This window comes from Allobosea sp. 2KB_26, from assembly GCF_052115715.1.
Taxonomy (GTDB): domain Bacteria; phylum Pseudomonadota; class Alphaproteobacteria; order Rhizobiales; family Beijerinckiaceae; genus Allobosea.
The window spans coordinates 171225-197353 of record NZ_JBFRHE010000008.1 but is presented as its reverse complement, the minus strand read 5'-3'; the positions used below and the strand labels follow the sequence as shown (position 1 = coordinate 197353).

The following is a 26129-nucleotide window of genomic DNA, read 5'->3' as shown; positions in this document are numbered from 1 at the left end:
CGTAACCGAGCCACTGGTGAGTCGCCAATGGCGGTGATGTGCGACGCTATTCAGGTGAGGCCTAAGGGCAGAGATCGGCGATCGGAGGGGCGTCCGGCCATACGGCGTTGCGAAGTTGCAGCGCGGCGCAGCGAAAGAGCCTGATGTCGGTCAAGGCCCTCGCCGACGTGCTCAGGACGTGACGATCACTGCCTTGCTCGAAGATGTATTCGCAGTGGCGCCATGACGCCAGCGAAGGAACATGAACACAGCGTGCGTAGATCACCGGTTTCGATTTCGAGCGAAATCCCACTGACCTGATCTCGCCGTCCAAGGGGGCAAGCTCGAGGACATCCCAGCCCCGCCAGGCCTGCATCGGCCTGGTCTTGAAACAGGTCTCGAATTCGGCCGCGCTGTCTGGAAATTTCGAACAGGTTTGCCGGACGCCCTGCGGTGCGCCGATTTCGAGCAGGAATTCATAGGGCCTGTCTGGATTGCCGGCCGGCAGCCTGGCCGCGATGAGTGGTTGCACCGTCTGAGAATTGGCCCGGATCTTGAGGATCTCATCATTGCGGCGCTTGAAGGTGACGACGACGAAGCCTGCGCTGGTCGCGCCGCGCAGGGTCGACCCACGAAAGATGTCGGGCACCTGAGCGGACGAGATGCCGGCGCCCGACATCGCCGCGATGAAGGAGCCGCAGAAGAGAGCGATGCGGTGGTGGCCGATCTGGACGCCAGGCCTGCGGAAAGTCGTGGTCGTCACCGTTGCGCGCTCCGTTCGGGCGCAAACCTGGCACGGCTGCTCCGGTCAGCGCCAGCCCGGCTCAAGGCCGCGCGCACGTCACTCTGCCAGCATGAGTTCGGCGGCCCGCTCGCCGACCATCATCGCCGGAGCGTTGGTATTGCCTGAGGGAATCGTCGGGAAGATCGAGGCATCGGCGATCCGCAGGCCGCTGAGGCCATGCACCCTGAGGCTGGGATCGACCACTGAATCCGCAGGATCGGGACCCATCCGGCAGGTGCCGCAGGGGTGGAAGACCGAGTAGGCCTGCTGCCGGATGGCGTCGAGCTGCGCCTCGTCATCGGCGCAGTCCGGCCCCGGACGGATCTCGCTCTCGATCAGGGCGGCGAAGCTTGGCGCCGCTGCCAGGCGGCGCAGGAAGCGTGAGCCGGCCAGGATGTCGCGGATATCCTCGGGATCGGAGAGATAGTTCGGCTCGATCACCGGGGCGACATGGGGATCGGGCGAGCGGATCGCGACATGCCCGCGGCTGCGTGGCCGGCAGGGCGAGACGCTGGTGCTGAAGCCGGAGAACGGATCGGGCTTCATCAGGGCGCGCACGCCGGGCAGGGCGCGCTCATAGCTCAGCGGCGAGAAATAGAGCTGCATGTCCGGGCGCTCGAGCCCCGGCCGCGTCTTGAAGAAGCCGCCGCCCTGGTTGACGCTGAGCGAGAGCGGGCCGCTGCGCTGAAGCGCGTATTGCAGGGCCATGCCGATGCGGCCGGGCCAGGACAGCAGCGCCTCGTTCAGGCTGGGCTGCCTCGACCGGTAGACGTGGTCATAGCAGAGATGGTCCTGCAGATGGCCCCCGACCGCCGGCAGGGCGTGCAAGGGCGTGATGCCGTGCTGCGCGAGAAGCGCAGGCGCTCCGATGCCGGAGAGCTGGAGGAGCTGGGGAGAATTGATCGCGCCCGCTGCGACGACGATCTCGCCGGCGGTGCGGAAGCTGACGGGCTGGCCTTCGCGCCGGCCTTCGACGCCGACCGCGCGGCGCCCCTCGAACAGGATGCGCGAGGCCAGAACGCCCGTCTCGACCTTGACGCGCCCGGTCTTGCGGGCCGGATGCAGATAGGCGCGGGCTGCCGATTCACGCAGGCCGCCGCGCGTGGTGATCTGGTAGATGCCGGCGCCCTCGCAGCTTTCGCCGTTGAGATCGGGGTTGAAGGGCAGGCCGGCTTCACCAGCCGCCTTGACGAAGATAGGGGTCAGGGGATGGACCGCCGAGGCGATGTCCTCGACATGGACCGGGCCGCCCGCGCCATGCCACACTGACGCGCCGAGGGCATGGTCCTCCATGCGGCGATAGGCGGCGAGCACCTCGCGCCAGCCCCACCCGGGATTGCCCATCGCCTCCCAGCCGTCGAAATCCTCACGTTGGCCGCGCATATAAACCATCGCGTTGATGGCGCTCGACCCGCCTACGACCTTGCCGCGTGGCTGGTAGATCTCGCGGCCGGCGAGTTCTGGCTGCCTTTCCGTCCGGTACATCCAGTTCAGGCGCGGGTGATAGAAGGTTTTGCCGTAGCCGATCGGCAGATGCAGCCAGGGGCTCAGGTCGCGCGGCCCGGCTTCCAGAACGAGGATGCGGCCGCGCCCGGCCAATGCAAGGCGCCCGGCCAGCGCACAACCGGCCGAGCCCGCGCCGATGACGATGACATCCCATTCCTCCAAGACGGACTCCCTGCCGCTTCCGGCGCTGCCTGAGTGTCAGGCTCTCGATGTGTTTGCATCGGCTTTCCCCGAAAACCGCGATCCACGTTTCGGGCCGATGTCTTAGGTGGAATTGGGCTTGTCGCTAAGGACCATTCTGTTCGAAGCGCCAGTCCAATCGGTGGGGACCAGGCCGGCGATCTCGCCCAGGGTCAGGTCGAGCTGAGATCGTCGATCGCCTGGCGCAGGCCAAGCACGCCGGCCTGGATCTGCGCCGGCGTGAAGCCGCTGAAGCCGAGTACGAGCCCGTCGCGCTCGACCGGCTCCAGGCTGAAGCGGCTGATCGGCGCCACCGTGATGCCGCGCCGGGCGGCGGTCTGCGTCACCGCAACGGCATCGAGCCGCTCGCGCAGGAAACCGATCGTGTGCATGCCGGTATGGGTGGGCACGACGGTGAGATCGCCCGCCAGATGCGCGCCCGCTGCTGCGATCAGCGCCTGGTGACGCTCCTGGTAGAGCTTGCGCATACGCCGGACATGGGTGGCGAAATGGCCCTCGACGATGAAGTCGGCGACGATGCCCTGCAGCGCGGTGGGCACGCCCGGCGAATAGGCGTCGAGACAAATGCCGATCTGCTCGGCGAGCTGCGGCGGGGCGACGAGGAAGCCGAGGCGCAGCGAGGGAAACAGCGTCTTCGAGAAGGTGCCGACATAGATCACCCGGCCGGTCAGGTCGATGCTGGTCAGCGTCGCCATCGGCGCGCCCTGGAAACAGAACTCGCCGTCCCAGTCATCCTCGATGATCCAGGCGGAACTCGCCTGCGCTGCCTCCAGCAGGGCAAGGCGCCGCTCCAGGCTCATCTTGGCGCCGAGCGGCTGCTGGTGCGAGGGCGTGACGAAGGCGAGCTTGAAATCCGGCGCACGGCGCAGGCCCGCCTCGACGATCAGGCCGGCCTCGTCGACCGGTACCGGCACGATATCGGCGCCCGACAGGATCAGGCTGTTGCGGGCGCCGATCGCGCCCGGGTTCTCGAACCAGACCTTGTCGCCGGGATTGATCAGCGTCGCGCCGAGCAGCTGGAAGGCCTGCTGGGCGCCGGCGACGATGAAGATCTGCTGCCATTCGCAGGCGATGCCGCGGTTGAGCCGCAGATGGGCCGCGATCGCCTGGCGCAGCACCGCCTCGCCATGGGGATCGGGATAGCCCAAAACCTGCTGGCGGCCCTTGCGCCAGTGCCGGCCGGAAAGCTTGGCCCATTGCGCCATCGGGAAGGCGTCAAAAGCCGGCATCGCCGTGGTGAAGGCGCGCGGTTGATGCGGCAGGCGCGTGCCGAACAGCTTTGATGCGGAGTCCATCGCCTGCGCCAGCTTGAGCTTCGCGGTCGGCACGGCCACCGCCGCCGTCACGGGCGCCGGCCGCTCGCTCGCCAATGCCTGGCTGACATAGGTGCCGGCGCCGACACGGGTCTCGACCAGCCCCTCCGAGGCGAGCCGCTCGAAACTCTCGACGATGGTCGTGCGCGCGACGCCGAATTCCTGCGCCAGCGTGCGCGTCGCGGGGAGGCGCTCGCCGACCTTGAGCGCGCCGCTCAGGATGAGCTCGCGCAAGCCGACGCAGATCTGGACGCTGAGCCCGTAAGGCCCCTCCCGATCCAGCACGATCGACTGCAGCAGGACGCCTTCTTCGCGTTTGACCATGTCGCTCCCAGTGATCTTGCCCGAACCAGCGCTGGCCCCGATCTCCGGGATTGGACTGCTGCTTTCGCCAGAATGGACCTTGGGTTCAGTCCAATTCAAGTCCCTTTCTGGGCCCACGCCGCCCGGCAATCGCGCTGGGCCACGGCGATGGATTGGCGGCGGCAATAATGAAGATCACCCGTCTCGAAAGCTTCACGACGCCGGATGTCGGCTTCGTCCGTGCCACCTGCGAGGATGGCAGCCAGGGCTGGGGCCAGTTCTCACCCTATAATGCCGACATCACCGCGACCGTCTTCCACCGCCAGGTCGCCCGCTGGGCGATCGGCTGGGACGCTTTGGCGGTCGACGACCTCGTGGCGACGATCGGCGAGCGCGAGCACAAGTTCCCGGGCTCCTATCTCTGCCGGGCCTTGACCGGGCTCGACACGGCGCTCTGGGACCTGCGCGGCAGGAAGGAGCGAAAGAGCGTCTGCGAATTGCTCGGCGGCACGCCGCGCCCGTTCCCGGTCTACGCCTCCAGCATGAAGCGCGGCGAGATCACCCCCGAGGCCGAGGCCGAGCGCCTCGCCCGGTTGCGCGACGCCCATGGCTACAGCGCCTTCAAGTTCCGGGTCGGGCGCGAATGCGGCCGCGACCTCGATGAATGGCCCGGCCGCACCGAGGCAATCGTGCCGCAGGTCCGCGCCGCGCTCGGCGACGAGGCGACGCTGCTGGTCGATGCCAATAGCGGCTATACGCCGGCAAGCGCGATCGCGGTTGGCCGCATGCTGCAGGACCATGGCATCGTCCATTTCGAGGAGCCCTGTCCCTATTGGGAGCATGCCTGGACGCGCGAGGTCCGCGAGGCACTCGACCTCGACGTCACCGGCGGCGAGCAGGATTGCGACCTCGCGATCTGGCGCGCGATGATCGATGGGCGCGTCGTCGACGTGGTGCAGCCGGATATCTGCTATCTCGGCGGCGTCGGACGCATGCTGACGGTGGCGCGCTGGGCCGCCGAGGCCGGCCTGCCGGTAACGCCCCATTCCGCCAACCAGTCGCTGGTGACGGTGTTCACCCTGCATGTCATGGGCGCGCTCGCTAATGCCGGGCCCTATGTCGAGTTCTCGATCGAGGGACCGGACTATTACCCCTGGGAGCAGGGGTTGCTGCGCAATCCGCCAAAAGCCCGCGACGGCATGGTCGCAATCCCCTCCGAGCCCGGCTGGGGCGTCGAGATCGAGCCCAGCTGGCTGGACCGGGCCGCCTATCGCGTGACCGAGGTGTCGGCATGACGCTCGACCGGGAGAAGCTGGTCGAGGAAGCGCGACGCACTGGTACCCTGGCAGGTCTGCCGCGCGGGCATTTCATCGGCGGCCGGCTCATTGCCTCCGTTTCGGGGCGGGAGATGGAGAGTTTCGACCCCGGCCGCGGCGTCCCCTTCGCCAGCGTTGCAGCCGGTGCAGTCGAGGATGTGGCGGCGGCGGTCGCTGCGGCACGAGCGGCGCTGTCTGGCCCCTGGTCGCAAATGACGCCGGCGGCCCGCGGTGAGATCCTGATGCGGGCGAGCCATCTGCTGCGCGAGCGGGCAGCGCGTTTCGCCGTGGTCGAGACGCTCGATTCCGGCAAGCTGTTCGCCGAATCCGAGGGCGATGTCGGCGGCGTCATCCGTGCCTTCGCCTATTATGCGGGGGCCGCCGACAAGCTCCATGGCGACAGCGTGCCGCTCGGCCCGGACTATCTCGGCGTGACGATCGAGGAGCCTGTCGGCGTCGTCGCACAGATCGTGCCGTGGAACTATCCGCTCTCGACGGCCGCGCGCGGCATCGCGCCGGCGCTCGCCGCCGGCTGCACGCTCGTCGTCAAGCCGGCCGAGCAGACGCCCTTCACCACGCTGATGCTGGCGGAATTGCTGCATGAGGCCGGCCTGCCCGACGGCGTGCTGAATGTCGTCGCCGGCACGGGGGCGGAGGCAGGCGCAGCGCTCGTCTCCCATCCCGGCATCGACCACATCACCTTCACCGGCTCGGTCGCGACCGGCCAGCGCGTGATGCGGGCAGCCGCCGAGCATGTCACGCGGCTGGCGCTCGAACTCGGCGGCAAATCCCCCGTCGCGCTGATGGCCGATTGCGAAATGGGGCCGGCGGTCGAAGGGGTGCTCGGCGCGATCTACGAGAATGCCGGCCAGATCTGCTCGGCCGGCTCGCGGCTGATCCTGGAGGCGCCGATCGCGGACGAGGTTCTCGACAGGCTCGTCGCACGCGTTTCAGCGATGCAGCTCGGCCATGGCCTGGGCGAGGCCGGCATCGGGCCGATCAACTCGCTGCAGCAGCTCGCGCGCATCGAGGCCCATGTCGAGCGCGCGCGTGCGGCCGGCAACCGCATCCTGATCGGCGGCGGCATCGTCCCGGAAGGCGAGTGCGGCGGCGGCTGGTTCTATCGCCCGACCATCATTCTCGCCCGCGGCCCGGACGACCCGCTGGTGCAGGAGGAGATCTTTGGCCCGGTCCTGACCGTGCAGATCGTCGCGGATCTGGACGGGGCCATCGCGGCCGCCAACGCGACCTCCTATGCGCTGGTTGCCGGCATCTACACCCGTGACCATGCCAAGGCCTGGCGCTTCGCGCGCGCCGTCGATGCCGGCCAGGTCTACATCAACGAGTTCTTCGCCGGCGGCATCGCCATGCCCTTCGGCGGTAACCGTAAATCCGGCTTTGGCCGGGCCAAGGGCATGGCGGGCTTGCGCAGCTACTGCAAGCTCAAGAGTGTTGTGGCGCGGCTCTGAACGAGCCCGGGGGGAAACGACGGAATGTCGACTGAGCTGTTTACCGCCGATTTCAAGGCGGCACCCTATTGGTGGGACGGAGTCCCGCGTCCGGAATTGCCCCGCTCGGAGCCGCCGAAACAGGCCGATGTCGTAATTGTCGGCTCCGGCTATACCGGCCTGCATGCCGCGCTCCAGACCGCCAGGGGCGGGCGCAGCACGGTGGTGCTCGATGCGGAGGCGGCCGGCTTCGGCTGCAGCACCCGCAATGGCGGCCAGATCTCGACCAGCATCAAGCCCGGCCTCGCGGCCCTGGCGCGCCGTCACGGCGAGAAGCGGGCCTTCGCCATTCTGCAGGAAGGCCATCGCTCGCTGCGCTGGATCGCCGAGTTCGTGCGCGAGGAGGCGATCGACTGCGATTTCGGCGTGGTCGGGCGCTTTCATGCCGCCCATTCGCCGGGCCAGTACGAGATGCTGGCGCAGCGCGTCGACAACCAGACCAAGGGCCTCGAAGTGCCCTGCCATGTCGTGCCGCGCACCGAGCAGCGCGACGAGATCGGCTCGGATCTCTATCATGGCGGCGTGGTCTATGCCGGCCATGCCTCGGTCAACCCGGCGCGCTATCACCAGGGCCTGCTGGAACGCGTCCTCGCGGCCGGCGCCGAGCTGGTGCCGTTCTGTCCGGCGACCGCGATCACCCGCCAGGGCAAGGACTTCCTGGTCGAGACGCCGCGCGGCACGATCCGGGCGCGCGACGTCATCGTCGCCACCAACGGCTATACCGGGCCGGCGACCGGCTGGCTGCGCCGCCGCGTCATTCCGATCGGCAGCTACATCATCGCGACCGAGCCGCTGGAGCCGGCGCTGATGGACAAGCTGATCCCGCGCAACCGCATCGTCAGCGATACCCGCAAGGTCGTCTATTACTACCGAGCCTCACCCGACCGGCGGCGCATCCTGTTCGGCGGCCGCGTCTCGCTCAGCGAGACCGATCCGCGGCGCAGCGGGCCAAAGCTCCATGCCGACATGAGCGCGATCTTTCCCGAGCTCGCCAAGACGCGGATCAGCCATTCCTGGTGCGGCTTCGTCGCCTATACCTTCGACGAATTGATGCATGTCGGCCGCCATGACGGGCTCTACTACGCCATGGGCTATTGCGGGGCGGGCGTCGGCACGGCGAGCTATTTCGGCATGCGGCTCGGCCAACAGGTGCTCGGCCTGGCCGAAGGCAAGACGGCGCTCGACGACCTGCCGTTCCCGACGCGGCCCTTCTACAGCGGCAATCCCTGGTTCCTCGCACCATCGGTCTTCTATTACCGCTGGCGCGATCGCCTGGCCCGATGAGCCAGCAGGATCGTCTCTGCGGATTGGCCTTCCCCAATTCTCAGAATGGACCTTCTGGCCAGACCAATTTCAACAAACTCTGCACGCTCTCAGTGGTGGGAAGCTGGGTCGCTACGGCGACTGCGCGACTGCCGCTGGACATGTGCCCCTCAGCTCAGGAGATATGACATGCAGTGCCCGCCGATCCTGCCGTCGCGATCGACCCTCGTCCTTCTCCTGAGCCTGGCCGGCGCGCTGCCCGCTCTCGCGCAGGAGCTCACCGTCGTCTCCTTCGGCGGCTCCTATCAGGAGGCGCAGAGCAAGGCGCTGTTCGTGCCCGCTGCCAAGGCGCTCGGCATCAAGCTCAAGGAAGAGACCTATAGCAGCATCGCCGACCTGCGCCTCAAGGTGAAGGCCGGCGCCGTGACCTGGGATGTCGTCGCCAGCGGCTCCGGCAGCGCGGCGCGGGCGGGCTCCGAGGGCATCCTCGAAAAGCTCGACTACAAGGTCATCGACACCTCGAGCTTCGTGCCCGGCACCGCGCAGGATTACTGCGTCGGCGGCGACGTCTTCTCCACGGTGCTCGCCTGGAACACCAAGACCTATGGCGAGAAGGGCCCGCAGAGCTGGGCCGATTTCTGGGACGTCAAGACATTCCCGGGCAAGCGCTCCTATCGCAAGGGCGTGGCGGGTGCGCTCGAGCCGGCGCTGATGGCCGACGGCGTTCCGCCGGAAAAGGTCTACGAGGTGCTGTCGCAGCCCGGTGGCATCGAGCGCGCGATCAAGAAGATCCGCGAGCTGAAGCCGCATATCGCGGTCTGGTGGAGCTCCGGCGCCCAGCACGCCCAGTTGATGAAGGATGGCGAGGTCGACATGATCACCGGCTGGAACGGGCGCTTCGACGTCGCCGCCAAGGACGGTGCCAAGGTCGCCTACACCTTCAACCAGGCGCTGCTCGACTATGACTGCTTCGCCGTCGCCAAGGGTGCCCCGAACAAGGACCTGGCGATGAAGTTCCTGGCCGAGATCAGCAAGCCGCAATACCAGGCCGAATTCACCAAATACATCACCTATGGGCCGACCAACCAGAAAGCCTACGACCTCGGCACGATCGAGCCGGCCTACGCCAAGGCATTGCCGTCCCACCCCGACAATGCCGCCAAGCAGGTGCCGATCGATCTCGACTGGTACATCAAGTTCGAGACCCAGGCCTCGGCAGCCTATCATAACATGCTGACCGAATGAGACTGGCGGCTGATTCCGGCGAGCGGGAGGCTGCCATCGCGGCAGCCCCGCTCGTCTCCCCGGCGGGGAAGGCTCTGCCGATCGCAGTGCGGCGCCTGAGCAAGGCCTATGGCGCCGTCTCCGTGCTCGACGATGTCGATCTCGATGTCAGGCCAGGCGAGTTCCTGACCCTGCTCGGCCCGTCGGGCTCGGGCAAGACGACCCTGCTGATGGCGATTGCCGGCTTCCTGCGGCCCGACAAGGGCAGCATCCGCTTCGGCGAACGCGAGGTCGTCCGGCTGGCGCCGCACAAGCGCGAGATCGGCATGGTCTTCCAGAACTACGCCTTGTTTCCGCATATGGATGTTGCCCGCAATGTCGGGTTCCCGCTCAGGCTGAGGCGCGTCCCTGCGAACGAGATCGCCCGCCGCGTCGAGGCCGCGCTCGAGATGTTCCAGCTCGGTGGCTATGGCGAGCGCAGCATCAACCAGCTCTCCGGCGGCCAGCGCCAGCGCGTCGCGCTTGCCCGGGCCATCGTCTTCGAGCCGCGCATCATCCTGATGGACGAGCCGCTCTCGGCGCTCGACAAGCAACTGCGCGAGCGCATGCAGATCGAGCTGCGCCAGCTCCATGACCGGCTCGGCACTACCACCGTCTATGTCACGCATGACCAGCGCGAAGCCCTGACCATGTCGGACCGCATCGCGGTGCTCGATCGCGGTCGGATCGCGCGGATCGACACGCCGCGCGCGATCTATGACCAGCCCGGCAGCCGCTTCGTCGCCGAGTTCATCGGCGAATCCTCGTTCCTCGATGTCGCCATAGCCGATGGCATCTGCCGGGCGGCGGGCGCAGTCATCCAGGCGCCCAAGGTCCCGGCCGGGCAGCGGCACTGCGTGATGATGCTGCGCCCGGAACGGCTGCGCATCTTGGACGGCAGCGAAGCCGAGGCGATGAACCGCTTCGAGGGAACGGTGCAGAGCGCGATCTACCAGGGCGACACGCTGCTGCTGCAGCTCGCGCTCGGCGATGGCAGCCTGGTCAGCCTGCGCATGGCGACGCGGGGCGACGATGCCGCGCCGCCGGCACGCGGCACGCCGATCGCGGTCGGCATCGCCGTCAGCGACACCGTGCTGCTGGCCGACGAGGGGAGGGCGCGCAAATGAGCGCGCCGGGGCTCAGCATTGCCGGCGCGCCCGGAGACGATTTCCATGCCGCGGCGCTGCGCCGCGACCATTGGCGCGAGCGGTTCGGGCTGGCGGCGCTGGCTGCGCCTGCGCTCCTGCTCGTCACGATCACGGTTCTGCTGCCGGTCGGCTGGCTCTTCGGCCTGTCCTTCCTCGACGATGCCGGCGCACCGAGCCTGGAGCATTACCGGCGCATGCTGGCCGAGCCCTCCTATGGCCGGACCTTCCGCACGACCTTCGAGATCAGCCTGCTGACCACGGCGATCTGCATCCTGCTCGGCTATCCGCTCGCCTATTTCCTGTCGCAGCTGCCGCGGCGCGCCGCCAATCTCTGCATGATCGCGGTGCTGCTGCCGTTCTGGACCTCGCTCCTGGTGCGCACCTATGCTTGGCTGGTGCTGCTGCAGCGCCGCGGGCTGATCAACACCTGGGGCATGGAGCTCGGCCTCTGGAGCGAGCCGCTGCAGCTCGTCCACAATGTCGCGGGGACGCTGATCGGCATGGTCCATATCATGCTGCCCTTCCTCGTCCTGCCGCTCTACGGCACGATGCGGGCGATCGACCGCGATCTGCTGCGTGCGGCCTCCAGCCTCGGCTCGACCCCGGCTCATGGCTTCTGGACCGTGTTCTTTCCGCTCTCGCTGCCCGGCCTCGCCGCCGGCTCCGCGCTCGTCTTCGTGCTCTGCCTCGGCTTCTACGTGACGCCGGCCATGCTCGGGGGCGGCAAGGTGACGATGGTCTCGAACCGCATCGCCAATGATATCGAGCTGTTCTTCAACTGGGGGGCGGCGAGCGCGCTCGGTGTCGTGCTGCTGGTGATCACGCTCGTCGTGCTCGTCCTGGCCGCCCGGCTCTCGCGCGGGGCCGGCCTCTTCGGCGCGGGGCATTGAACATGAGCTGGTTCGATCGTCCCGCCAGCGACACGCAGATCACGCACCGGTCGCGGCTCTGGCTCTACGGGCTCGGCGTGCTCGTGCTCGCCTTCCTGGCCCTGCCGACGCTGATCGTGATCCCGATGTCGTTCTCCCAGTCGCAGTACCTGGAGTTTCCGCCGCGGCAATGGTCGCTGCGCTGGTACGAGGCGTTCTTCTCCTCGCAGAGCTGGATGGCGGCGACGGGGACCTCGCTCAAGGCCGGCATCTGCACGGCGCTCGTGGCGACGCCGGTCGGCACGCTTGCGGCCTATGGGCTGCATGTCTCCCGGCTGCGCTTCGGCGGGGTCGTGATCCTGGCGCTGCTGACGCCGACGATCGTTCCGGTCATCCTCGTCGGCGTCGCGCTGTTCTATGCCTTCGTGCAGCTCAAGATGGTCAATTCCTTCATCGGCATCGTGCTCGCGCATACGATGCTTGCCGTGCCGATCGTGATGATGATCGTCGGCTCGGCCCTGAAGAGTTTCGATCTCGACCAGGAGCGCGTCGCCCGCAGCCTGGGCGCGACGCGGGCGCAGGCCTTCCTCCAGGTGACGATGCCCCAGATCGGCTTCGCCATCGTCACCTCGGCCCTGCTCTCGTTCCTGACCTCCTTCGACGAGGTGGTGGTCTCGCTCTTCGTCTCCGGCGGCGACAACTCGACGCTGACGCGCGCGATGTTCATGGCGCTGCGCGACCAGATCGACCCGACCATCGCGGCGATCTCGACCATCATGATCGTGATCACCTCGCTGCTGCTCGCCGCCTCGCAGCTGCTGGGCAAGGCGGAGAAATAGGGCCAAGGCCGTTCAGGACGGGGCGGGGCGGAGCTGTGGATCAAAGCCGCGAAGGTGGCGCCTGATCCCGCTCCGGTGCCGCGTACCGTCTGATGGGGCGTCCGCCGCCGTCTCCAAGCCACAGGTTTGGTGCGGCTCTATCGTTTGAAGAGTCTTCGCCAAAGGTCATGAAGGAAGATCACGGACAAAATACCGCCAACCGCCAATCCAGTTATATTGATGAGTAAATATCCAAAAATCCAGCTTCTCTCTGGAATGGTCTCCCAGATTCTTCCGTGAGGTTGTTTATTATTAACAAGTAATTGATATATATTTGAAAGACACGTTAGGAAGATAAATATAAGGAACGCTATGCCTTTCATTCTGAACGGGGACGCCGATTGAGCTTTCCGGGCTTCCTCCCAAAACCCTTTACGTCGACGCATCACCAGAAACCAGATCAATATGGCTACAGAGCTCATTATGATTATAAAGAGATAGGGCCAAATTTCGCCAGCTGTTTGCTTGCCGAATGGATAGGCGATGATTCCGGCGATCACTAACGCAAGCAGATACAGCCACAGATTTGTCCCCCAACTGAAGACAGTGAAGTCTCGCGCCGATGGCTTGGCATCTTCTTGATCAGCCACAGTCTCTCGCCTTTGCAGCGTTCCAGAATGCTCCGCGCTCGGGGCACCGGCGATGCCGGTGATGACGTCGTCCTCTCAGTAAGCGGGCGCCAGGGGCTGGACTGAATCCGCTAACCTCTGGCAATGGCAGCGCGGCGCTTCGGCCCAAATCGCAACTCTCCGGAAACCGGCCAGCGGGAACGTTCAACCAAGTCTGACTAAACATCGTTCCGGCCATTCCTGTCGAGACATGTGCAGATGAGCGATATAAGCTGGTCCTTTCGTTGTGTCGTAGGCAGGGAGCGCGTATGCGCCACGCTCGTCGCTTCATTTGGACCGTTGTTGCCGTTTGGCCGTGTGTAGTTCACGCTCAAGAAACCAGACTCTTTCATGAGAAATTCCATGGATCACCAATAAGAAAACCGACTGTCAGTGATTTCTGGGCCGGTTCCAAGACACAACGGAATGGCAGTGAAAATCTGTATATCAGGACTACAGCCAAGTCGATTCAGCAATTTATCAAGGTAAAATTACCGGATCCTGAAAAGAAATTGTTTGAAAATTCGTCTTACCCGTTCTCTATGCTGGTTGGTTCTCCAGAAAATATAAATGATACATGCACAGAAATGCCTGACTCGAAGCATGAATGGGAAATATGCTTCGATACTCGTCCGTTGAAATCTAAAAATGGAAAATGGAGTGCTATAGAGTTAAGCAATAATCCGAAGGATTATATGAAAATTGGTTTTAGAGGGAAATTTGATTCAGATATTTATGCAAATTGTGATTACATTGCGCCCAGGCAATTTGGAATGTGTCGGATATACTTTGAGCAAAATGACATTTGGCACGAAATTTTTACGAGCCCCCAAGCGCTTGATGATATGTGGTTATTCTTGTGTGCTGCCGTTCAGCTGAGAAATTATGTCTGGCCCAATGGTCCTTCCACTGATGATTACTGCCGACCGCGCCCAACCGATTCCAGGAAGAAAGCTGCAATGGCAGAAGGATCGATGTTCGTTATGGCGTGAATGTGGTGCTCCCACGTTGCGCATGCGCTGAATTCCAATGCTGCGGCCGATTGATCTGCGGGCCCCTCATCACCGGTTCCGGAATCCGTTCCTCCAAAGGACTTTCTCCGAAGCAGAAGTCAGGTTGAGCGACAACGTTAAGGCAATGGAGGCAATTCCTTGCCGGTGGACTTGCCTTTGCCCGTAGACGTGGCGAGACCGTGACAAGTTGAACGGTGCGCCCTATTCATGACAACCTAAGCTTGCGGCCGGCCAAATCAGCGCAAGAGGCTGCCGGCCACGATCGGGGTGGGGCATGGGTGACACACAGGGTTGGGTGAAGGGCGGCGTCCTGCGCCGTGGCCTCGCCTTCCTGATCGATCTTGTCGTCGTGATGATCGTCACCCAGGCATTGGCGGCCGTCCTGTTCCCGCTGTCGAATGGGGCGTTGATCGACGGCTCCAGCTTCATGACGGACTGCCGGCCCGCGCAAGGCCGCCCCGCGACGATCGAGAGTCCGGCCGGCTTCCGGCCAACATCAGAGAGCATCTGCACGAAATCGCTGTTGGGGCAGCCGACCGCCCGGTTCTACACGCTGTCGCGGCAGGAGGACGGTTCAAGCGTCACGACCTCGCTCAGCTATGCGCTGAGCGCTGAGGACCAGATGACGCTGGCCTTCGACCTGTCGGTCCTGCAATGGCCGCTGCTGGCGCTGATGCGGTGGCTGCTGGAGGTCCGCGGTGTGCCGACCCTCGGGCGCCATCTGTTGTCCCTGCGCGTCCTGCCACGATGGGACGCGCCGGTCGCAGCAGCAGAGATCCGCGCCGCGCTCGCCCGGCGCTATAGTCTGTTCGCGCTGCCCGGCGTGGCGCCGCTGGCAATGGCGGTCCTGCTGTTTGCGGCCCTTCGCTCAGGGGTGCCGCTTCCGAACGATCTGGCCTCCATCCTGGGCTTCCTCGGCAACCTGCCGCTCGTCATGGCGGTGATCGCCGCCTTGTACGCGATCGCGCGGGGGCGCGATGCCTTCTACGACGAAGCCGCGGGAACCACTGTGCTGCGTCTCGTGAACGGGGCCAGGGAGGTCGCATCTGAGCAGCCTCCTGGTGCAGAACCTGGCCCTCCCGGCGCCGCCCCGCGGAAAGCCGCGCTGTCCGCCGGTCTCCGGCCCGTCCCCTGGGCGACGCTGGCGCTGGCGGCTCTCCTCATCCTCGTCTTCATCGGCGAATTGGTTGAAACCTACCTCCGGTCGCAGAGCCTCGGTGTCACCGGCGTGACCATCGTGCTGTTCGGCGGTGTCTCCAGCGAACTCGCGATCCAGGCCGGGCAATGGTACCGCCTCGCCCTCGCCATGTTCCTGCACTGGAGCCTGGCGCATCTGATCGGCAATGTCGTCATCCTCGCGATCGCCGGCTGGTTCCTGCAGCCGGTCCTCGGGATGGGCTGGCTTCTCGCCATCTTCCTGCTCGGCGGGCTTGCGGGGGCTCTCGGTTCGATCCTGCTGAACCCGGCAACCCTGATTGGTGCAGGGGCTTCCGGCGCGATCATGGCCGTGATCGCTGCGGGCCTCGTGGTGAGCCTCCGGCTTGCCGACGATGCCCGCCGGCTCTGGCTGCAGGCATTCTGCGTCGCGATCCTGCTCGCAACCTTCCTCGCCGGCGGCAGGCTCGCGGCTGGACAGCTCGACCATGCCAGCCATGGCGGCGGGGCTCTCACCGGGGCCATGCTCGGCGTCCTGATCCTGCTGTCCTGGGATGCCGGGACGCGGCGCCCCCGCTGGGCCCGCCCCGCGCTTGCCGTCGCACTCGGCCTGACAGCCCTGCCATTCCTCTCGACCCCGCGCGCGGGCTTTGGTGACGTAGCCCTGGCGCGGTTGACCATCCCGCCGGAGCAAGCGCCAAAGACCGATGCTGAATGGTTCGCACGCTCCGCCGAGCTGGTTCGCCAGTATCCGCGCGATCCGCGCAGCCATCTCGCCCATGCCGTCGCCGCCGGCAATGACAAACCCGCGCGTGAGAGGGCTTTGACGCTGGTCAGCAGGACCCAGGCGGCCCTGTCCCCGGCCAGTCTTCCCAAGGTCGAGCAGAACGCCTTCCTTGTCGTGGGCGAAGCGCGGCGCAAGGCGCGAGACTGGGAAGCCGCGCGCGACCTCTTCACCCGCGCGAGCGCCACAACGGCGCCGCCTATACCCGCGATCTATGGCTGGCGCGCACAGACTGAACTCGCGCTCGGCTTGCTTGACGCGGCGCTTGAAGACGCAGAAGTCCAGGTTCGCCTGCAACCATCCAGCACCCAGGCGCTGGTCGATCTGGCTGGCATCTTCGACGCCATGGGCCGGCAGCGCGACGCGATCGCCAGGCTCGATGAGGCGCTCACCCTGGAGCCGGACAATGCCGGCATACTGCGCTATCGCGGCTGGCTTGCCTTCTTCGACGGCCGGCCCAAGGAGGCCATTCAGGACCTGGAACGGGCTCTCACGCTCAAGCCGGATGACGCTTATGCCGCCTTGTGGCTGCACATCGTCTCCGCACGTTCGGGGCGAGGGGGGAGGCTCGCTTCCGCCGCCAAGGGGGTCGACATGAAAGCCTGGCCAGCCCCGATCATCCAGTTCTATCGCGGCGAGATCGACCGCAACGTCTTGCGCGCCGCAACGCAGAGCCGGGACCCGATCACGCATGGCGAACAGACCTGCGAGGCGAATTTCTATCTCGGCGAATGGCACCTTCTGGAGAACGCCAAGGCCGAAGCCGACCCGTTCATCTTCTATGCGGCCACGAGTTGCCCCAAAACCTTCGTGGAATGGGCGGCCGCCCGTACCGAGCGCCGCCTGATCGAGCGGTGATACGGGGCGCGGGACGCCCCGACCTCGTCAGACCGAGATCCACTTCTCATCCCGCACTGCTGCGCGCCCTTCATCCCTGAGCTTGAGCAGATGCGCCGCCACATTCCGCTCCGCAGCGCGCCGCAGCCACGGATCGGTTTGCGAATAGAGCCGGTCGACGAGGTCCCAGGTTCCCAGCGGCCCGGCCTTCAGCGCATCGGCAATGGCGTTCTCGCGCCTGAGGCGAAATTCGAGCAACTCGCCGACATAGGGCTGCGGATTTGGCAGCGGCGGCCCATGCCCGGGCAGATACAGGCTGTCGTCGCGCGCCAGCATCAGCCGCAGGCTACGGACGTAATCGGCCATGTCACCGCCCGGCGGCGCGACGATGCTGCTCGACCAGGACATGACGTGGTCGGCGCTGAACAGGATCCCGTCGCGGAATGCAAAGCAGAGATGGTCGGAGGCATGCCCGGGCGTGTGGATCGCCGTCATCCCCAGCGCGGTGTCGCCGTCCTTCAGGAGGATATCGGGGATAAAGGCGTCATCGGCGCTGAGATGGTAGGCATATGTCTTCGCGCCGGTGCGGGCCTTCAGGCCGGCGGTCGCGCCGAGATGGTCGGAATGGGTGTGGCTCAGCACGATCGCGGAAACCGCACCGCCCGTGGCGCGCAAGATATCGTCGAGATGCCCGGCATCGTCGGGACCGGGATCGAGAACCACGAAGCCGTCGTCATCCGCGATCAGATAGGTATTGGTGCCACGATAGGTCATCAAGCTCGGATTATTGGCGACGATACGGGAGATGCCGGGGACAACCTCCATCGGCCGGCCGCGTGGCGGCTCCGGTTCAGTCAGAAAGGCCAATATCCTATCCTTCGCTGGGGCGACGCCGACCGAGACCCGTCCTGCTCGCTCTTACGCGATGTCGAAGGCGGGAGAAATTGCGCGCAAGGTATGGCGGGGTCCTGCTTCTCGGCGATCGTCTCGGATGCCATGCTTCGTCGGGAGCACAGATGACCGCAGCGTCCAGAATGCGGCATTCGCCCAATGGCGATCCGGTGATCGGACAAGCCGACTCGCCACCAGGCAGTCAAACCAGCGCTCTACGCATTCTGCAGCATCGTCTCGGTGTGGAGGGCGCATTTCCAGGATTGGCCATCCCTGACCCAGGTCGTGCTGTCCGCGCATGTCATGTCCATGGGCTTGCCCTTCATGTCGCCCTTCTGGTGCACCGTGTAGGCGATGACGGCGACTTCGTCGGTCGGCATGATCACATCGACATCGCTGAGCTTGAAGCTTTGAAGCGTCCACCGCCCTTCTTCCGTCATGGCTTCATACCGGTCAGGGTCGATCTTCATCGCTCCCATCGGGCCGGTGATCAGACATTCCTGGGCAATCATCGATTTCGCGAGCTTTGCATCCTTGTCGACCATGGACTGCCAGAAGCGCGTCTCGAGATCGATGATCGTTTGCTTGTCTCCGGACATGGCTGTTCTCCTTTGACGAAGAGAACGAGCATCGGTGGAGCGGGTTCCGGGGAAGGGGGGGCGACATCATGATCTCCTCTTTCGGCGAGCCCTTATCGATCCGATGCCAAATCCCCAGGCTTCGCCATATCGTTCGGGTTGGCGATCGCAGCGCGGTAAGGCTCGCTTAGACCGCCACAAGTGCGGCGAGAGCCGGCCCCCAGGCAGTCAGCAGGATGTTGCCGATGACGTCGATGTTGCAGGCGGTCGCGATGACATCGAGCGCTTCGGGCGGAATCTCGAGCACTTCGGGGGCGCTTGCTTCGGCCGATCACGTCGCCGCGGCCTCGCGCTGGTCGATGCCCATCAGTTGGGGCGCGCATCCCATGGCACCGCGCCGCGCAATCCGCGGTAGCGGCGGTTCGAATTCGGCATCCCGGGCCGTCCTGCGGGCTCCGTCGCCAAGCGCAATTTCATCGACGGGGATCGCGCTATGACGACCGAAGGTGCATCGGGCCGGGTTCCCGGTTCCACAGCGTCTCACCCACGCGGGCCTGCCCGGGGCGTGCGATCCGCCCGGCATGCCTGATCGATGGATGTCTTGGCCTTCCAACCGCTGCCTGACAGCGCAAATGCGTGTCAGGACCTGCCGTCAGGTGGCAAGCCGCTTCGACGCAAAAGACGTCAGGTGGTGATCAGAGAAGTTGGAGGGAGCCTGCCGCTGTCTTGCCGCGTTCGGTTTTCAAGTCGAAAGCGACCTTCTGTCCTTCGGTCAGAGTCATCATGCCGGCCTCTTTCACGGCTGTGATGTGTACAAACACATCCTTGCCACCGTCTGACGGCTGAATGAACCCGAAACCCTTCTCAGTATTGAACCATTTCACGTTTCCCGTCGCCATGGCCGAATCCTCTGAAGATTGCGTCTTGCGGGGAGGCGGATGCTTGATCCGACGACCCGCGGAAAAAGAATTGACCGAAAAGAAAAGGTTGTCGAGACCAAACGTGAAGCATGACGAGATGCTGATTACAGGAAGTTTAGCGTCGCAACTATGAGTTGCCATCGGTTAACGGTGATGCATTAATATAAACCTCCGGTAGTGCGCGATCGACAATGCCCAGCGCCGACGCGCGATCTTCCCAAAGGCGATGATCTTGCGCCGCGCACAACCTGCATGACCGGCGCAGGAGCAAGTTCCGGGGGATGTCCATTACCCGCCGGTTTCGCTCACGACTGCTCTGGTCTCGCATGCGACGGCAAGGCGCGACCGGTCCCGACATCGCCGAGCGCAGTGTCGGCAAGCAGGGTCGCGGCATCCCTGAAAGCCTTCAGGGCCGTGTCGATCGCTGAGTTGAGCGGGACCGTCGCCTGATACTGTCCTATCTCGCCCCGCGCGCTCTCCACCAGCGCCAGGAGCCTTTCCGCGTCATAGGGCGAGAAATGCCTCTGCGTGCGCGTTACCATCATCCGATCCTCTTCCACGGCGCCCGATTGCGCACAAAACCCTTCGAGACGAGCCGCTCGGCGTCCGCGGCCAGGACTGCGAGATCGTGCAGAAGCATGCGGATCGCTTCGCGCGCGTCTCCCTTCGCCTCGCAGAGCACCGCGTCGATCTCCTGATCGGTGATGACCGTGATGGCCCCCTGATCGTCTGGCATAACTCAATCCTGCAATGGGAACAAAATAGGAACATTACAGGACTGGAGAGTCAAGCGATCCGGCCAGTTCCCAGCGGCGGCAACGCGGCGCTGAGCCGGGCGATGCTCATACGGCCCTCGTGACCGGCGCCCGGCTTCCCGGCGTGCAGCAGGGCCGTCTTCAATGAGCGAAAAAAGGCCCGGCGGTCGGGGCCGGGCTCTCATTCAGCGGGAGTGGGGCCGGTTGTCGGCCGCCTGGCTTGAGACAGGACACGAGGTTCCTGTCATTTGATCTCCCACACCGTGTTATGCGGGATGTCCATCGCGGTATATCCGCCGGGACCGGCCAGGACAGGCATCGCGAGGCAAGCAAAGGGCTCACGCCCGGTGATGCCCTTGTACTTGCCGGAGCCGCCGGTGATGACATGGGTGCCACAACCCATCTCCGGCTGCGATTTGTCGAGATCCCGCGTATCAAAGGTCGAGAAGATTTTGTCGCCGTCGGTATCGGCCAGAACGCAGGCACCGTCGATGTATTTCTTGTCGCCTGACGCGATGCTCAGCGCTGTGCACTGTGCCGACATCTTGTCGAACATCTTCTCGCCCTTCATGTTTTGGGTGGTGCCGACTGCTTCCAGCGAGGTGGCCGTGCCGAGGCCGGCGATGTCGATGTTCATCAAAGGTCGAAAGATGAAGTGCGTCACGTAGGGCGTGGTCCCCTTCTTTTCGATCGGCTGTCCGAGGACGACCCCGGGGGCCAAGGACAAGAGTAACCCGGAGAGAAACACTGTTTTGACAGGTGTCATCGTTGGTTCCTCCATGGTGTGAGCGGCGGAACAGGCGATGCTCTGCGCCGCCGCAGATTGCGAGGCGACCTGCTTGCGCTTGAGGCGTGTGTGGTTTCGCCGAGCGCCTGTCCCCCCGACCGAGATCAAGCGCGCGGTCGCAAGCCAACCCGATTAGCTTCGACAGGGCCTGGGAGGAGACTGCATCTCCGATCGCCGATGCCCGGAGCGCCTCCAAGCTCATGTCGCAGCCGACGCATGAGCAACTGCCTCTGAAATAGGATACCAGAGTTTGCGTGCCGAACCACATTCCGCGGCGCATTTTTTGGATGGAGGGGGCCGTCGGCGAGGCCTCTCATCGGCCATCTTGCGGTGCCTGCACCGCGAGGTCGAACCGAGCGCGAGCGGGCGACACCGGCGGCCGGATCGTGTGCTCGGGTCCGACGAGATCATTGCCGCGGCCAGCGGTCACCAGGTTCGCGATCGAAGTCAGTGGTGCGAAGAGGTGACGTCCAAAGGCCCCTCCCGAATGCTCTTCAGTTCGGTCGCGACGATATCCGGTGAGGCGCTGCTCTCGGTCTTGAAGGCGCGGCGCAGCCAGCCATTGGCGTCGATCAGAACCTGCGCGGGCGCGGGGCCGCCGCCGGTCAGTTCCGCGAGCGCGGCGGCCAGGGGCTCGGGGTCCTCGACCGGACAGCGGGCGACCGCGCCGTCGGCCTGGACCTGCGCGGTCGTGCCCTCGATCCACAGGCGCAGGACCCGACCGTTGCCCGGCGTCAGGATGCCGCCCTCCTGGCAGCGGGCGACGAAGCCCGGCATGCGGGCGGCTCCGGCAAAGCGCATCTCGGAGGGAGCATAGATGCGGGCACCGGCACGCAGCCGGATGAAATCGATCAGGGCCCAGATCTCGGCATCGTCGAGCCTTGTTGCCGGCGGCATCGGTCCTGTGCCGTGGCGGATCGACCAGAACAGCTCCCCGCCTGGACGGCCCGCGATCAAGGGCGCCGAGAGGTCCGGAGGCCAGATCGCGTGGGCGACCGCGACCGGCCCGCGGCCCCGCGCGTCGAGGCCATGGCAGCTCGCGCAGTCGCGCTGGAACAGCGCGCGGCCGGCCGCGATCGAGCGTGCGGAATAGCCGGTCGGCGACAGCTGAAAGCTTGTCGGCACCGCGGCGACGACATAGGGGCGCCATGGCGGCACCTGGACATAGACCAGCGCTGCGGCGCCGGCCGCGAGCGCCGGCCAGCGCAGTTTGCGCAGCATAACGGCTAGGGCGAAGAGCGCGACCGCGATGGCGATCGGGCCGAGCAGGCGCAGGAGCCCGTCGCGCAGATAGGCATCGTCCCAGAGGCCCGGAACAGGCCGCAGTCGGAAGGGCCAGTCCGGCTGTTCGTGGATACCCGGCGGCTGGCTTGCGAGAGCGGCGGCAGCCGCGACCATGGCCAGCCCGAGGCCGGTCTCAAGGGCGATCGAGCGGCGCAAGCCGCGTATCGAACCGCCGGCTTCTGCTTGCGGCACGAAGCGGAAGCGGTTGGCGCTCGCAATTACCAGCAGACCCGCGAACAGGGCGAGCTTGAGCAGGGCGAGCCGGCCATAGCTCGTGCCGAGCGTCGCCGCCAGCGTGCCGAGAAGCGCCTGCACCTGCATCAGCGAGGTGATGGCAAGCGTCAGCACGCAGGCGAGGCCGAGCGGCGTGAAGCGGCGTGCGATGGCGCCGGCTTGCAAGGGCAGCAGAACGCAGGTCGCGAGCAACGGCAAAAGCGCACCGAGCCAGAGCCCGGCCGCCACGACATGCAGGCCAAGGGCGACCGTGACCCAGCCATCGGTCGCCGCGCCATGGCCGAGCCCGCCTTGCAGGAAGGCGGAGGCTGCAAGGATAGGCAGGGCGAACCATCGGCCGCGTCCTTCGCTCTGCAGCAGCCAAAGCGTGACGATGAGCAGGGCGAGACGCAGCAGCAAGGTCCCGCCGAAGCGGGTCTGGAGGATGGCCAGAGCCGCCTCCCGGCTCGCGACGGTATTCCCCAGCATGGCGCTGCCCTGGAACCAGAACCAGAGGACGCCGCTGACAAGGGCCAGTGCCACGCCGGCCCGGCTGAACCGGGCCAGCCACCGCAGCAAGGACCGAGCCTCCGGCGAGGCCTCCAGTCGTCCCCAGGCCAGCAGGCGAAAGGCTTCGGTGCCGAGGCTCGACAGCAAAGCGGCCAGATGGAGCCAGCGGATCGCTGGCAGCGCCGCCTCGATGAAGGCAGTCACATCAGGGCCTGACGGTGAACCGGTACTGCCCGGTGACGCGATGGGTATCGACGGAGGTCGCCGCCCATTCAACCGTGTAGGGGCCGGGCGCCGTCGCCTTCAGGCGGACCTTCAGCGCCTTGCTGTCGCCCGGCACGGCTTCTGCCGGCGCCGCCTGGACCGGCTGGCCCTGCCCATCACGCACGGTGATGCTGCTGAGCTTGACCTCGAGATTCTCGGTGAAGCCGAGCACGATCTCGGCCGGAGCGTTGACCGTCGCGCCCTCGGCCGGCGAAGCGGTCCTGAGATGGGCATGGGCGAAGGCTGGCGAGGCGGCGAGGGGGGAAGCGGCAAGAGAGAGGGCGAGCGTGAGCCCGGTGACGCGAGACATGAAGATGGTCCTGTGATGGAGAGGGGGCTGCGCTTGGGCGATCACCAGCTGGCGTCGAGCCCGAGATGGGCGAGAGCCTGCCCGCGCAGTTCCGCAAGGCGCGGATCCCCGCGATGGCGCGGGTAGGGCAGGTCATTGACGATCTCGGCCTTGATCCGGGCCGGGCGCTCGCTCAGCACGATGACGCGCTGGGCCAGGAACAGCGCCTCCTCCACGTCATGGGTGACGAGCAGCGTGGTGAAGCCGCGCTGGCGCCAGAGTTCGGCGATCTCGGTCTGCATCGCGATCCGCGTCAGCGAGTCGAGCTTCCCCAGCGGCTCGTCGAGGATCAGCACGCTGGGATCATTGACGAGCGCGCGTGCCAGCGCCGCGCGCTGCGCCATGCCGCCGGAAAGCTGGCGCGGAAAGGCCCGCTCGAAGCCGGCGAGACCGACCGTCCGCAGCGCATCGTCGACACGGCCTTTCTGTGTGGCGAGCAGGCCGCGCGCCTCCAGCCCGAGCGCGACGTTCCGCCAGACGGTGCGCCAGGGATAGAGCGTCGGGTCCTGGAAGACGACGACGCGGGACGGGTCGGGAGCGGTGATCAGCTCCCCCGCGGCCGCGATCCGGCCTTGAGTGGGCGGCTCCAACCCGGCGACGAGCCGCAGCAGCGTCGACTTCCCGCAGCCGCTCGGACCGAGCAGGGCGACGAATTCGCCGGCCCGGACGTTAAGGTCGATATCGTCGAGAACCGGCAGCGGCCGGCCCTCGAGATCGAAGGCATGCGAGACACCCGCGATCGCGAGATCGGCGCCGCGCGAGGCGGGTGCGCTGCGGTCCACAGCGGCGATTAGCGTGGCGGCTACCATTTCACCACGTCCTTCTGCCAGCCGAGCAACCGGTCGCGCGCAGCGAAGAGCAGCGTGATCAGGCTCGAGAAGATCAGCGCCATGACGATCAGAGCGCCATACATGTTGGCATAGGCCGCCCAGCCCTGGGCCCATTGCAGGTAGTAGCCGAGGCCGGATTTGACGCCCATCATCTCGGCCGCCACCAGCACCGAGAAGGAGGCGCCGAGCCCCATGAACAGGCCGACGAAGACATGCGGCAGGGCGGCCGGGATCGCGACCTTGAAAATCAGGAACGAGCGGCGGGCGCCGAGCGTGCGGGCGACGTCGTAATAGGCCTTGTCGACGCTGGCGACGCCGGACCAGGTCAGCACCGTGACCGGGAACCAGGTCGCGAGTGCGATCAGGAAGATCGCCGCCGAAAAGCTCGAGGGAAAGAAGAAGAAGGACATCGGCAGGAGCGCGGTCGACGGAATCGGCCCGAGGAAGCGCAGCACCGGGTGGACCCAGTAACCGAGCCCGCGCGACCAGCCGATCGCGACGCCGGTGACGAAGCCGGAGATCGTGCCGAACAGGAAGCCGAGCGCGAGCAGCCGCAGGGAATGCAGCACGCTTTCGCCGAGCCGCGGCCAGTCCTCGGCATAGACCTCGACGAGAGAGGAGGGCGGCGCGAAGAAGGGCACCGGAAGCAGGCCGAGCTTGGCCGTCAGCAGGTCCCAGATTCCGACGAAGAGCGCCAGCACGACGAGCCAAGGCGCGGCCCGGCCGAGCCGCGCGCCGAGCGGCGGCCAGACGGCGCCGATCGTCGTGGCAATCGCGAGCAGGACCGCCCATGCGGCCAGGCCGAGATTGGTCTGGTCGACATAGAGCGGTTCGGCGAAGCCGACCTTCCTGTTCGCAAGCAGGGTGACGGACGCCGCGACCGCGGTCCAGGCGACCGTCGCAAGCGCGCCCCGCGCCAGCACCGCGCCATCGACCTGCAGGGGCGGCCGGTCGAAGCTTGCCGCGGAGCCTGTCTGTTCAAACGGCGACATTGGGCACGATCTTCTGCGCGAAGGCCTTGGCGTCGGTGTTCTTGCGGATCACATTGACGAGCTTCAGCTGTTCGGTGAACAGGGCGACGTCGTCGCGCAGCGCCGCTCCGGTGGAGTGGTGGTCATGCGTATGGCTGCGCAGGATCGCCGCCACCGTCTCGGGCGTCACCTTCGCCGGAACGAAGGGGGCGAAGATCTCGGCCGTCTTGTCGGGGTTGGCTGCGGTCCAGGCCTGGGCCTCGACGATGGCGCGGGAGACCGCGGCTGCGACCTGGGGCTGGTCGCGGATCAGGGCGCCGCGCAGGCCGAGCACGCAGCAGGTCGACTTGGCGTACTGGCCCTCGAGATTGGTGGCGAGCTCGACGAGCTTGTCGCGCTCGCGGATGAGATAAAGATGCGGGTCGTCGCCGGCCAGCGCCTGGACCTCGCCCTTCTTGAGCGCTTCGCCGAACAGGTCCTGCGGATACTGCACCCAGCTGACATCCTTCTCCGGATCGAGCCCGATCTCGGCGAGACGGATGGCGAAGAAGTTGCGCACCGGGCTCGCCGGGTCGGTGACCGCGACGGACTTGCCCTTCAGGTCCTTCAGGCTGCCGATGCCGGCGTTCTCGGCAACGAGCAGCCGCATGCAGCCGCCATGGGTGCCGACGGTCAGGCCGACATCGAAGCCTTGTTCGAGCGGCTTGAGCCAGCGCAGTGCCATGCCGATGCCGCCATCGGCATGGCCGGTCGCGATCGCCTGGAGCAGCGCATCGGTCGGGCCGCTGAAGTTCACCGGCTCGACGGCGATGTTGTATTTCTCGAACAGCCCCTGCTTCAGCGCGACCGAGATCGGCGACTGGCAGACGGCCGTCTGGCCCCAGGCGAGCTTGATCGTCTGTCGCTGCGCCAGCGGCGCGGCCTGGGCGAACGCGTGATGTCCGGCGACACCGACGAGCGGTGCGGCGGCGAGGGCGGCGGCTCCGCGCAACAGCGTGCGGCGGGTGGGCTGGCTGGTGAGAAGGGTCATCTTCGCTCCTTTGCCGCTG

General features: G+C 65.9%; 24 protein-coding genes. 9 read left to right on the top strand and 15 right to left on the bottom strand.

Annotated features, from left to right (window positions below):
- Nucleotides 1-61 precede the first annotated feature (61 nt).
- The 3 genes from AB4099_RS21625 to pdxR all read right to left on the bottom strand — a co-directional run bounded on the left by AB4099_RS21625 (nt 62) and on the right by pdxR (nt 4107).
- A complete protein-coding gene (locus AB4099_RS21625; RefSeq protein WP_441479581.1) occupies nt 62-742 on the bottom strand; it encodes a hypothetical protein in 681 nt (226 codons plus the stop codon).
- Nucleotides 743-820: 78 nt separating this feature from the next.
- Nucleotides 821-2431: a GMC family oxidoreductase gene (locus AB4099_RS21620; RefSeq protein ID WP_441479580.1), complete on the bottom strand. Its 1611-nt coding sequence runs from the start codon at nt 2429-2431 to the stop codon at nt 821-823.
- A 191-nt stretch (nt 2432-2622) separates the two neighbouring features.
- Complete coding sequence (gene pdxR / locus AB4099_RS21615; RefSeq protein ID WP_441479579.1) at nt 2623-4107, bottom strand: MocR-like pyridoxine biosynthesis transcription factor PdxR; 1485 nt, start codon at nt 4105-4107, stop codon at nt 2623-2625.
- A gap of 167 nt (nt 4108-4274) precedes the next feature.
- On the opposite strand from pdxR, the gene AB4099_RS21610 reads away from it, so the two are divergent.
- From AB4099_RS21610 to AB4099_RS21580, 7 genes are all read left to right on the top strand, one after another.
- Complete coding sequence (locus tag AB4099_RS21610; RefSeq protein WP_441479578.1) at nt 4275-5381, top strand: mandelate racemase/muconate lactonizing enzyme family protein; 1107 nt, start codon at nt 4275-4277, stop codon at nt 5379-5381.
- Nucleotides 5378-6871, top strand: coding sequence for an aldehyde dehydrogenase family protein (locus AB4099_RS21605; protein ID WP_441479577.1), 1494 nt, complete (start codon nt 5378-5380; stop codon nt 6869-6871). Before AB4099_RS21610 ends, AB4099_RS21605 begins: the two co-directional genes overlap by 4 nt.
- 24 nt (nt 6872-6895) lie before the next feature.
- Nucleotides 6896-8194, top strand: a complete 1299-nt coding sequence (locus AB4099_RS21600; RefSeq protein ID WP_441479576.1) for an NAD(P)/FAD-dependent oxidoreductase — start codon at nt 6896-6898, stop codon at nt 8192-8194.
- Nucleotides 8195-8362: 168 nt separating this feature from the next.
- Nucleotides 8363-9418, top strand: a complete 1056-nt coding sequence (locus tag AB4099_RS21595) for an ABC transporter substrate-binding protein (RefSeq protein ID WP_441479575.1) — start codon at nt 8363-8365, stop codon at nt 9416-9418.
- Nucleotides 9415-10563, top strand: coding sequence for an ABC transporter ATP-binding protein (locus AB4099_RS21590; RefSeq protein WP_441479574.1), 1149 nt, complete (start codon nt 9415-9417; stop codon nt 10561-10563). Before AB4099_RS21595 ends, AB4099_RS21590 begins: the two co-directional genes overlap by 4 nt.
- Nucleotides 10560-11474 carry an ABC transporter permease gene (locus tag AB4099_RS21585; protein WP_113511379.1) on the top strand — a complete coding sequence of 305 codons (915 nt, stop codon included), beginning with the start codon at nt 10560-10562 and terminating at the stop codon, nt 11472-11474. Before AB4099_RS21590 ends, AB4099_RS21585 begins: the two co-directional genes overlap by 4 nt.
- Nucleotides 11475-11476: 2 nt before the next feature.
- Entirely contained in the window at nt 11477-12292 is an 816-nt protein-coding gene (locus tag AB4099_RS21580; RefSeq protein WP_441479573.1) for an ABC transporter permease, read from the top strand.
- Between the two features lie 137 nt (nt 12293-12429).
- On the opposite strand, the gene AB4099_RS21575 is transcribed toward AB4099_RS21580, so the two are convergent.
- Entirely contained in the window at nt 12430-12921 is a 492-nt protein-coding gene (locus AB4099_RS21575; RefSeq protein ID WP_441479572.1) for a hypothetical protein, read from the bottom strand.
- A gap of 287 nt (nt 12922-13208) precedes the next feature.
- On the opposite strand from AB4099_RS21575, the gene AB4099_RS21570 reads away from it, so the two are divergent.
- Together AB4099_RS21570 and AB4099_RS21565 are read left to right on the top strand one after the other, a co-directional pair.
- Entirely contained in the window at nt 13209-13931 is a 723-nt protein-coding gene (locus tag AB4099_RS21570; protein WP_441479571.1) for a hypothetical protein, read from the top strand.
- A gap of 295 nt (nt 13932-14226) precedes the next feature.
- Nucleotides 14227-16749: a rhomboid family intramembrane serine protease gene (locus AB4099_RS21565; protein WP_441479570.1), complete on the top strand. Its 2523-nt coding sequence runs from the start codon at nt 14227-14229 to the stop codon at nt 16747-16749.
- A gap of 27 nt (nt 16750-16776) precedes the next feature.
- Here AB4099_RS21565 and AB4099_RS21560 read toward each other — a convergent pair whose 3' ends face one another.
- From AB4099_RS21560 to AB4099_RS21510, 11 genes are all read right to left on the bottom strand, one after another.
- Nucleotides 16777-17595, bottom strand: coding sequence for an MBL fold metallo-hydrolase (locus AB4099_RS21560; RefSeq protein ID WP_441479569.1), 819 nt, complete (start codon nt 17593-17595; stop codon nt 16777-16779).
- A 239-nt stretch (nt 17596-17834) separates the two neighbouring features.
- Nucleotides 17835-18218: a nuclear transport factor 2 family protein gene (locus AB4099_RS21555; protein WP_162767946.1), complete on the bottom strand. Its 384-nt coding sequence runs from the start codon at nt 18216-18218 to the stop codon at nt 17835-17837.
- Between the two features lie 674 nt (nt 18219-18892).
- Complete coding sequence (locus AB4099_RS21550) at nt 18893-19096, bottom strand: cold-shock protein (protein WP_069881900.1); 204 nt, start codon at nt 19094-19096, stop codon at nt 18893-18895.
- Between the two features lie 326 nt (nt 19097-19422).
- Complete coding sequence (locus AB4099_RS21545) at nt 19423-19659, bottom strand: hypothetical protein (protein WP_441479568.1); 237 nt, start codon at nt 19657-19659, stop codon at nt 19423-19425.
- Nucleotides 19659-19853: a hypothetical protein gene (locus tag AB4099_RS21540; RefSeq protein WP_113511393.1), complete on the bottom strand. Its 195-nt coding sequence runs from the start codon at nt 19851-19853 to the stop codon at nt 19659-19661. Before AB4099_RS21540 ends, AB4099_RS21545 begins: the two co-directional genes overlap by 1 nt.
- A 263-nt stretch (nt 19854-20116) precedes the next feature.
- Nucleotides 20117-20638, bottom strand: a complete 522-nt coding sequence (locus AB4099_RS21535) for a hypothetical protein (RefSeq protein ID WP_441479567.1) — start codon at nt 20636-20638, stop codon at nt 20117-20119.
- Between the two features lie 468 nt (nt 20639-21106).
- On the bottom strand, nt 21107-22870 hold the full coding sequence (locus AB4099_RS21530; RefSeq protein WP_441479566.1) for a CopD family protein: 1764 nt from the start codon (nt 22868-22870) through the stop codon (nt 21107-21109).
- Between the two features lies 1 nt (nt 22871).
- A complete protein-coding gene (gene copC / locus AB4099_RS21525) occupies nt 22872-23240 on the bottom strand; it encodes a copper homeostasis periplasmic binding protein CopC (protein ID WP_113511398.1) in 369 nt (122 codons plus the stop codon).
- Nucleotides 23241-23281: 41 nt separating this feature from the next.
- Nucleotides 23282-24088, bottom strand: a complete 807-nt coding sequence (locus AB4099_RS21520; RefSeq protein WP_441479565.1) for an ABC transporter ATP-binding protein — start codon at nt 24086-24088, stop codon at nt 23282-23284.
- Nucleotides 24082-25101 (bottom strand): ABC transporter permease, encoded by a 1020-nt coding sequence (locus AB4099_RS21515; protein WP_113511401.1) that lies wholly within the window; start codon nt 25099-25101, stop codon nt 24082-24084. The genes AB4099_RS21520 and AB4099_RS21515 overlap by 7 nt, the downstream gene beginning before the upstream one ends.
- Nucleotides 25088-26110, bottom strand: coding sequence for an ABC transporter substrate-binding protein (locus AB4099_RS21510; protein ID WP_441479564.1), 1023 nt, complete (start codon nt 26108-26110; stop codon nt 25088-25090). The genes AB4099_RS21515 and AB4099_RS21510 overlap by 14 nt, the downstream gene beginning before the upstream one ends.
- Nucleotides 26111-26129: the final 19 nt, after the last annotated feature.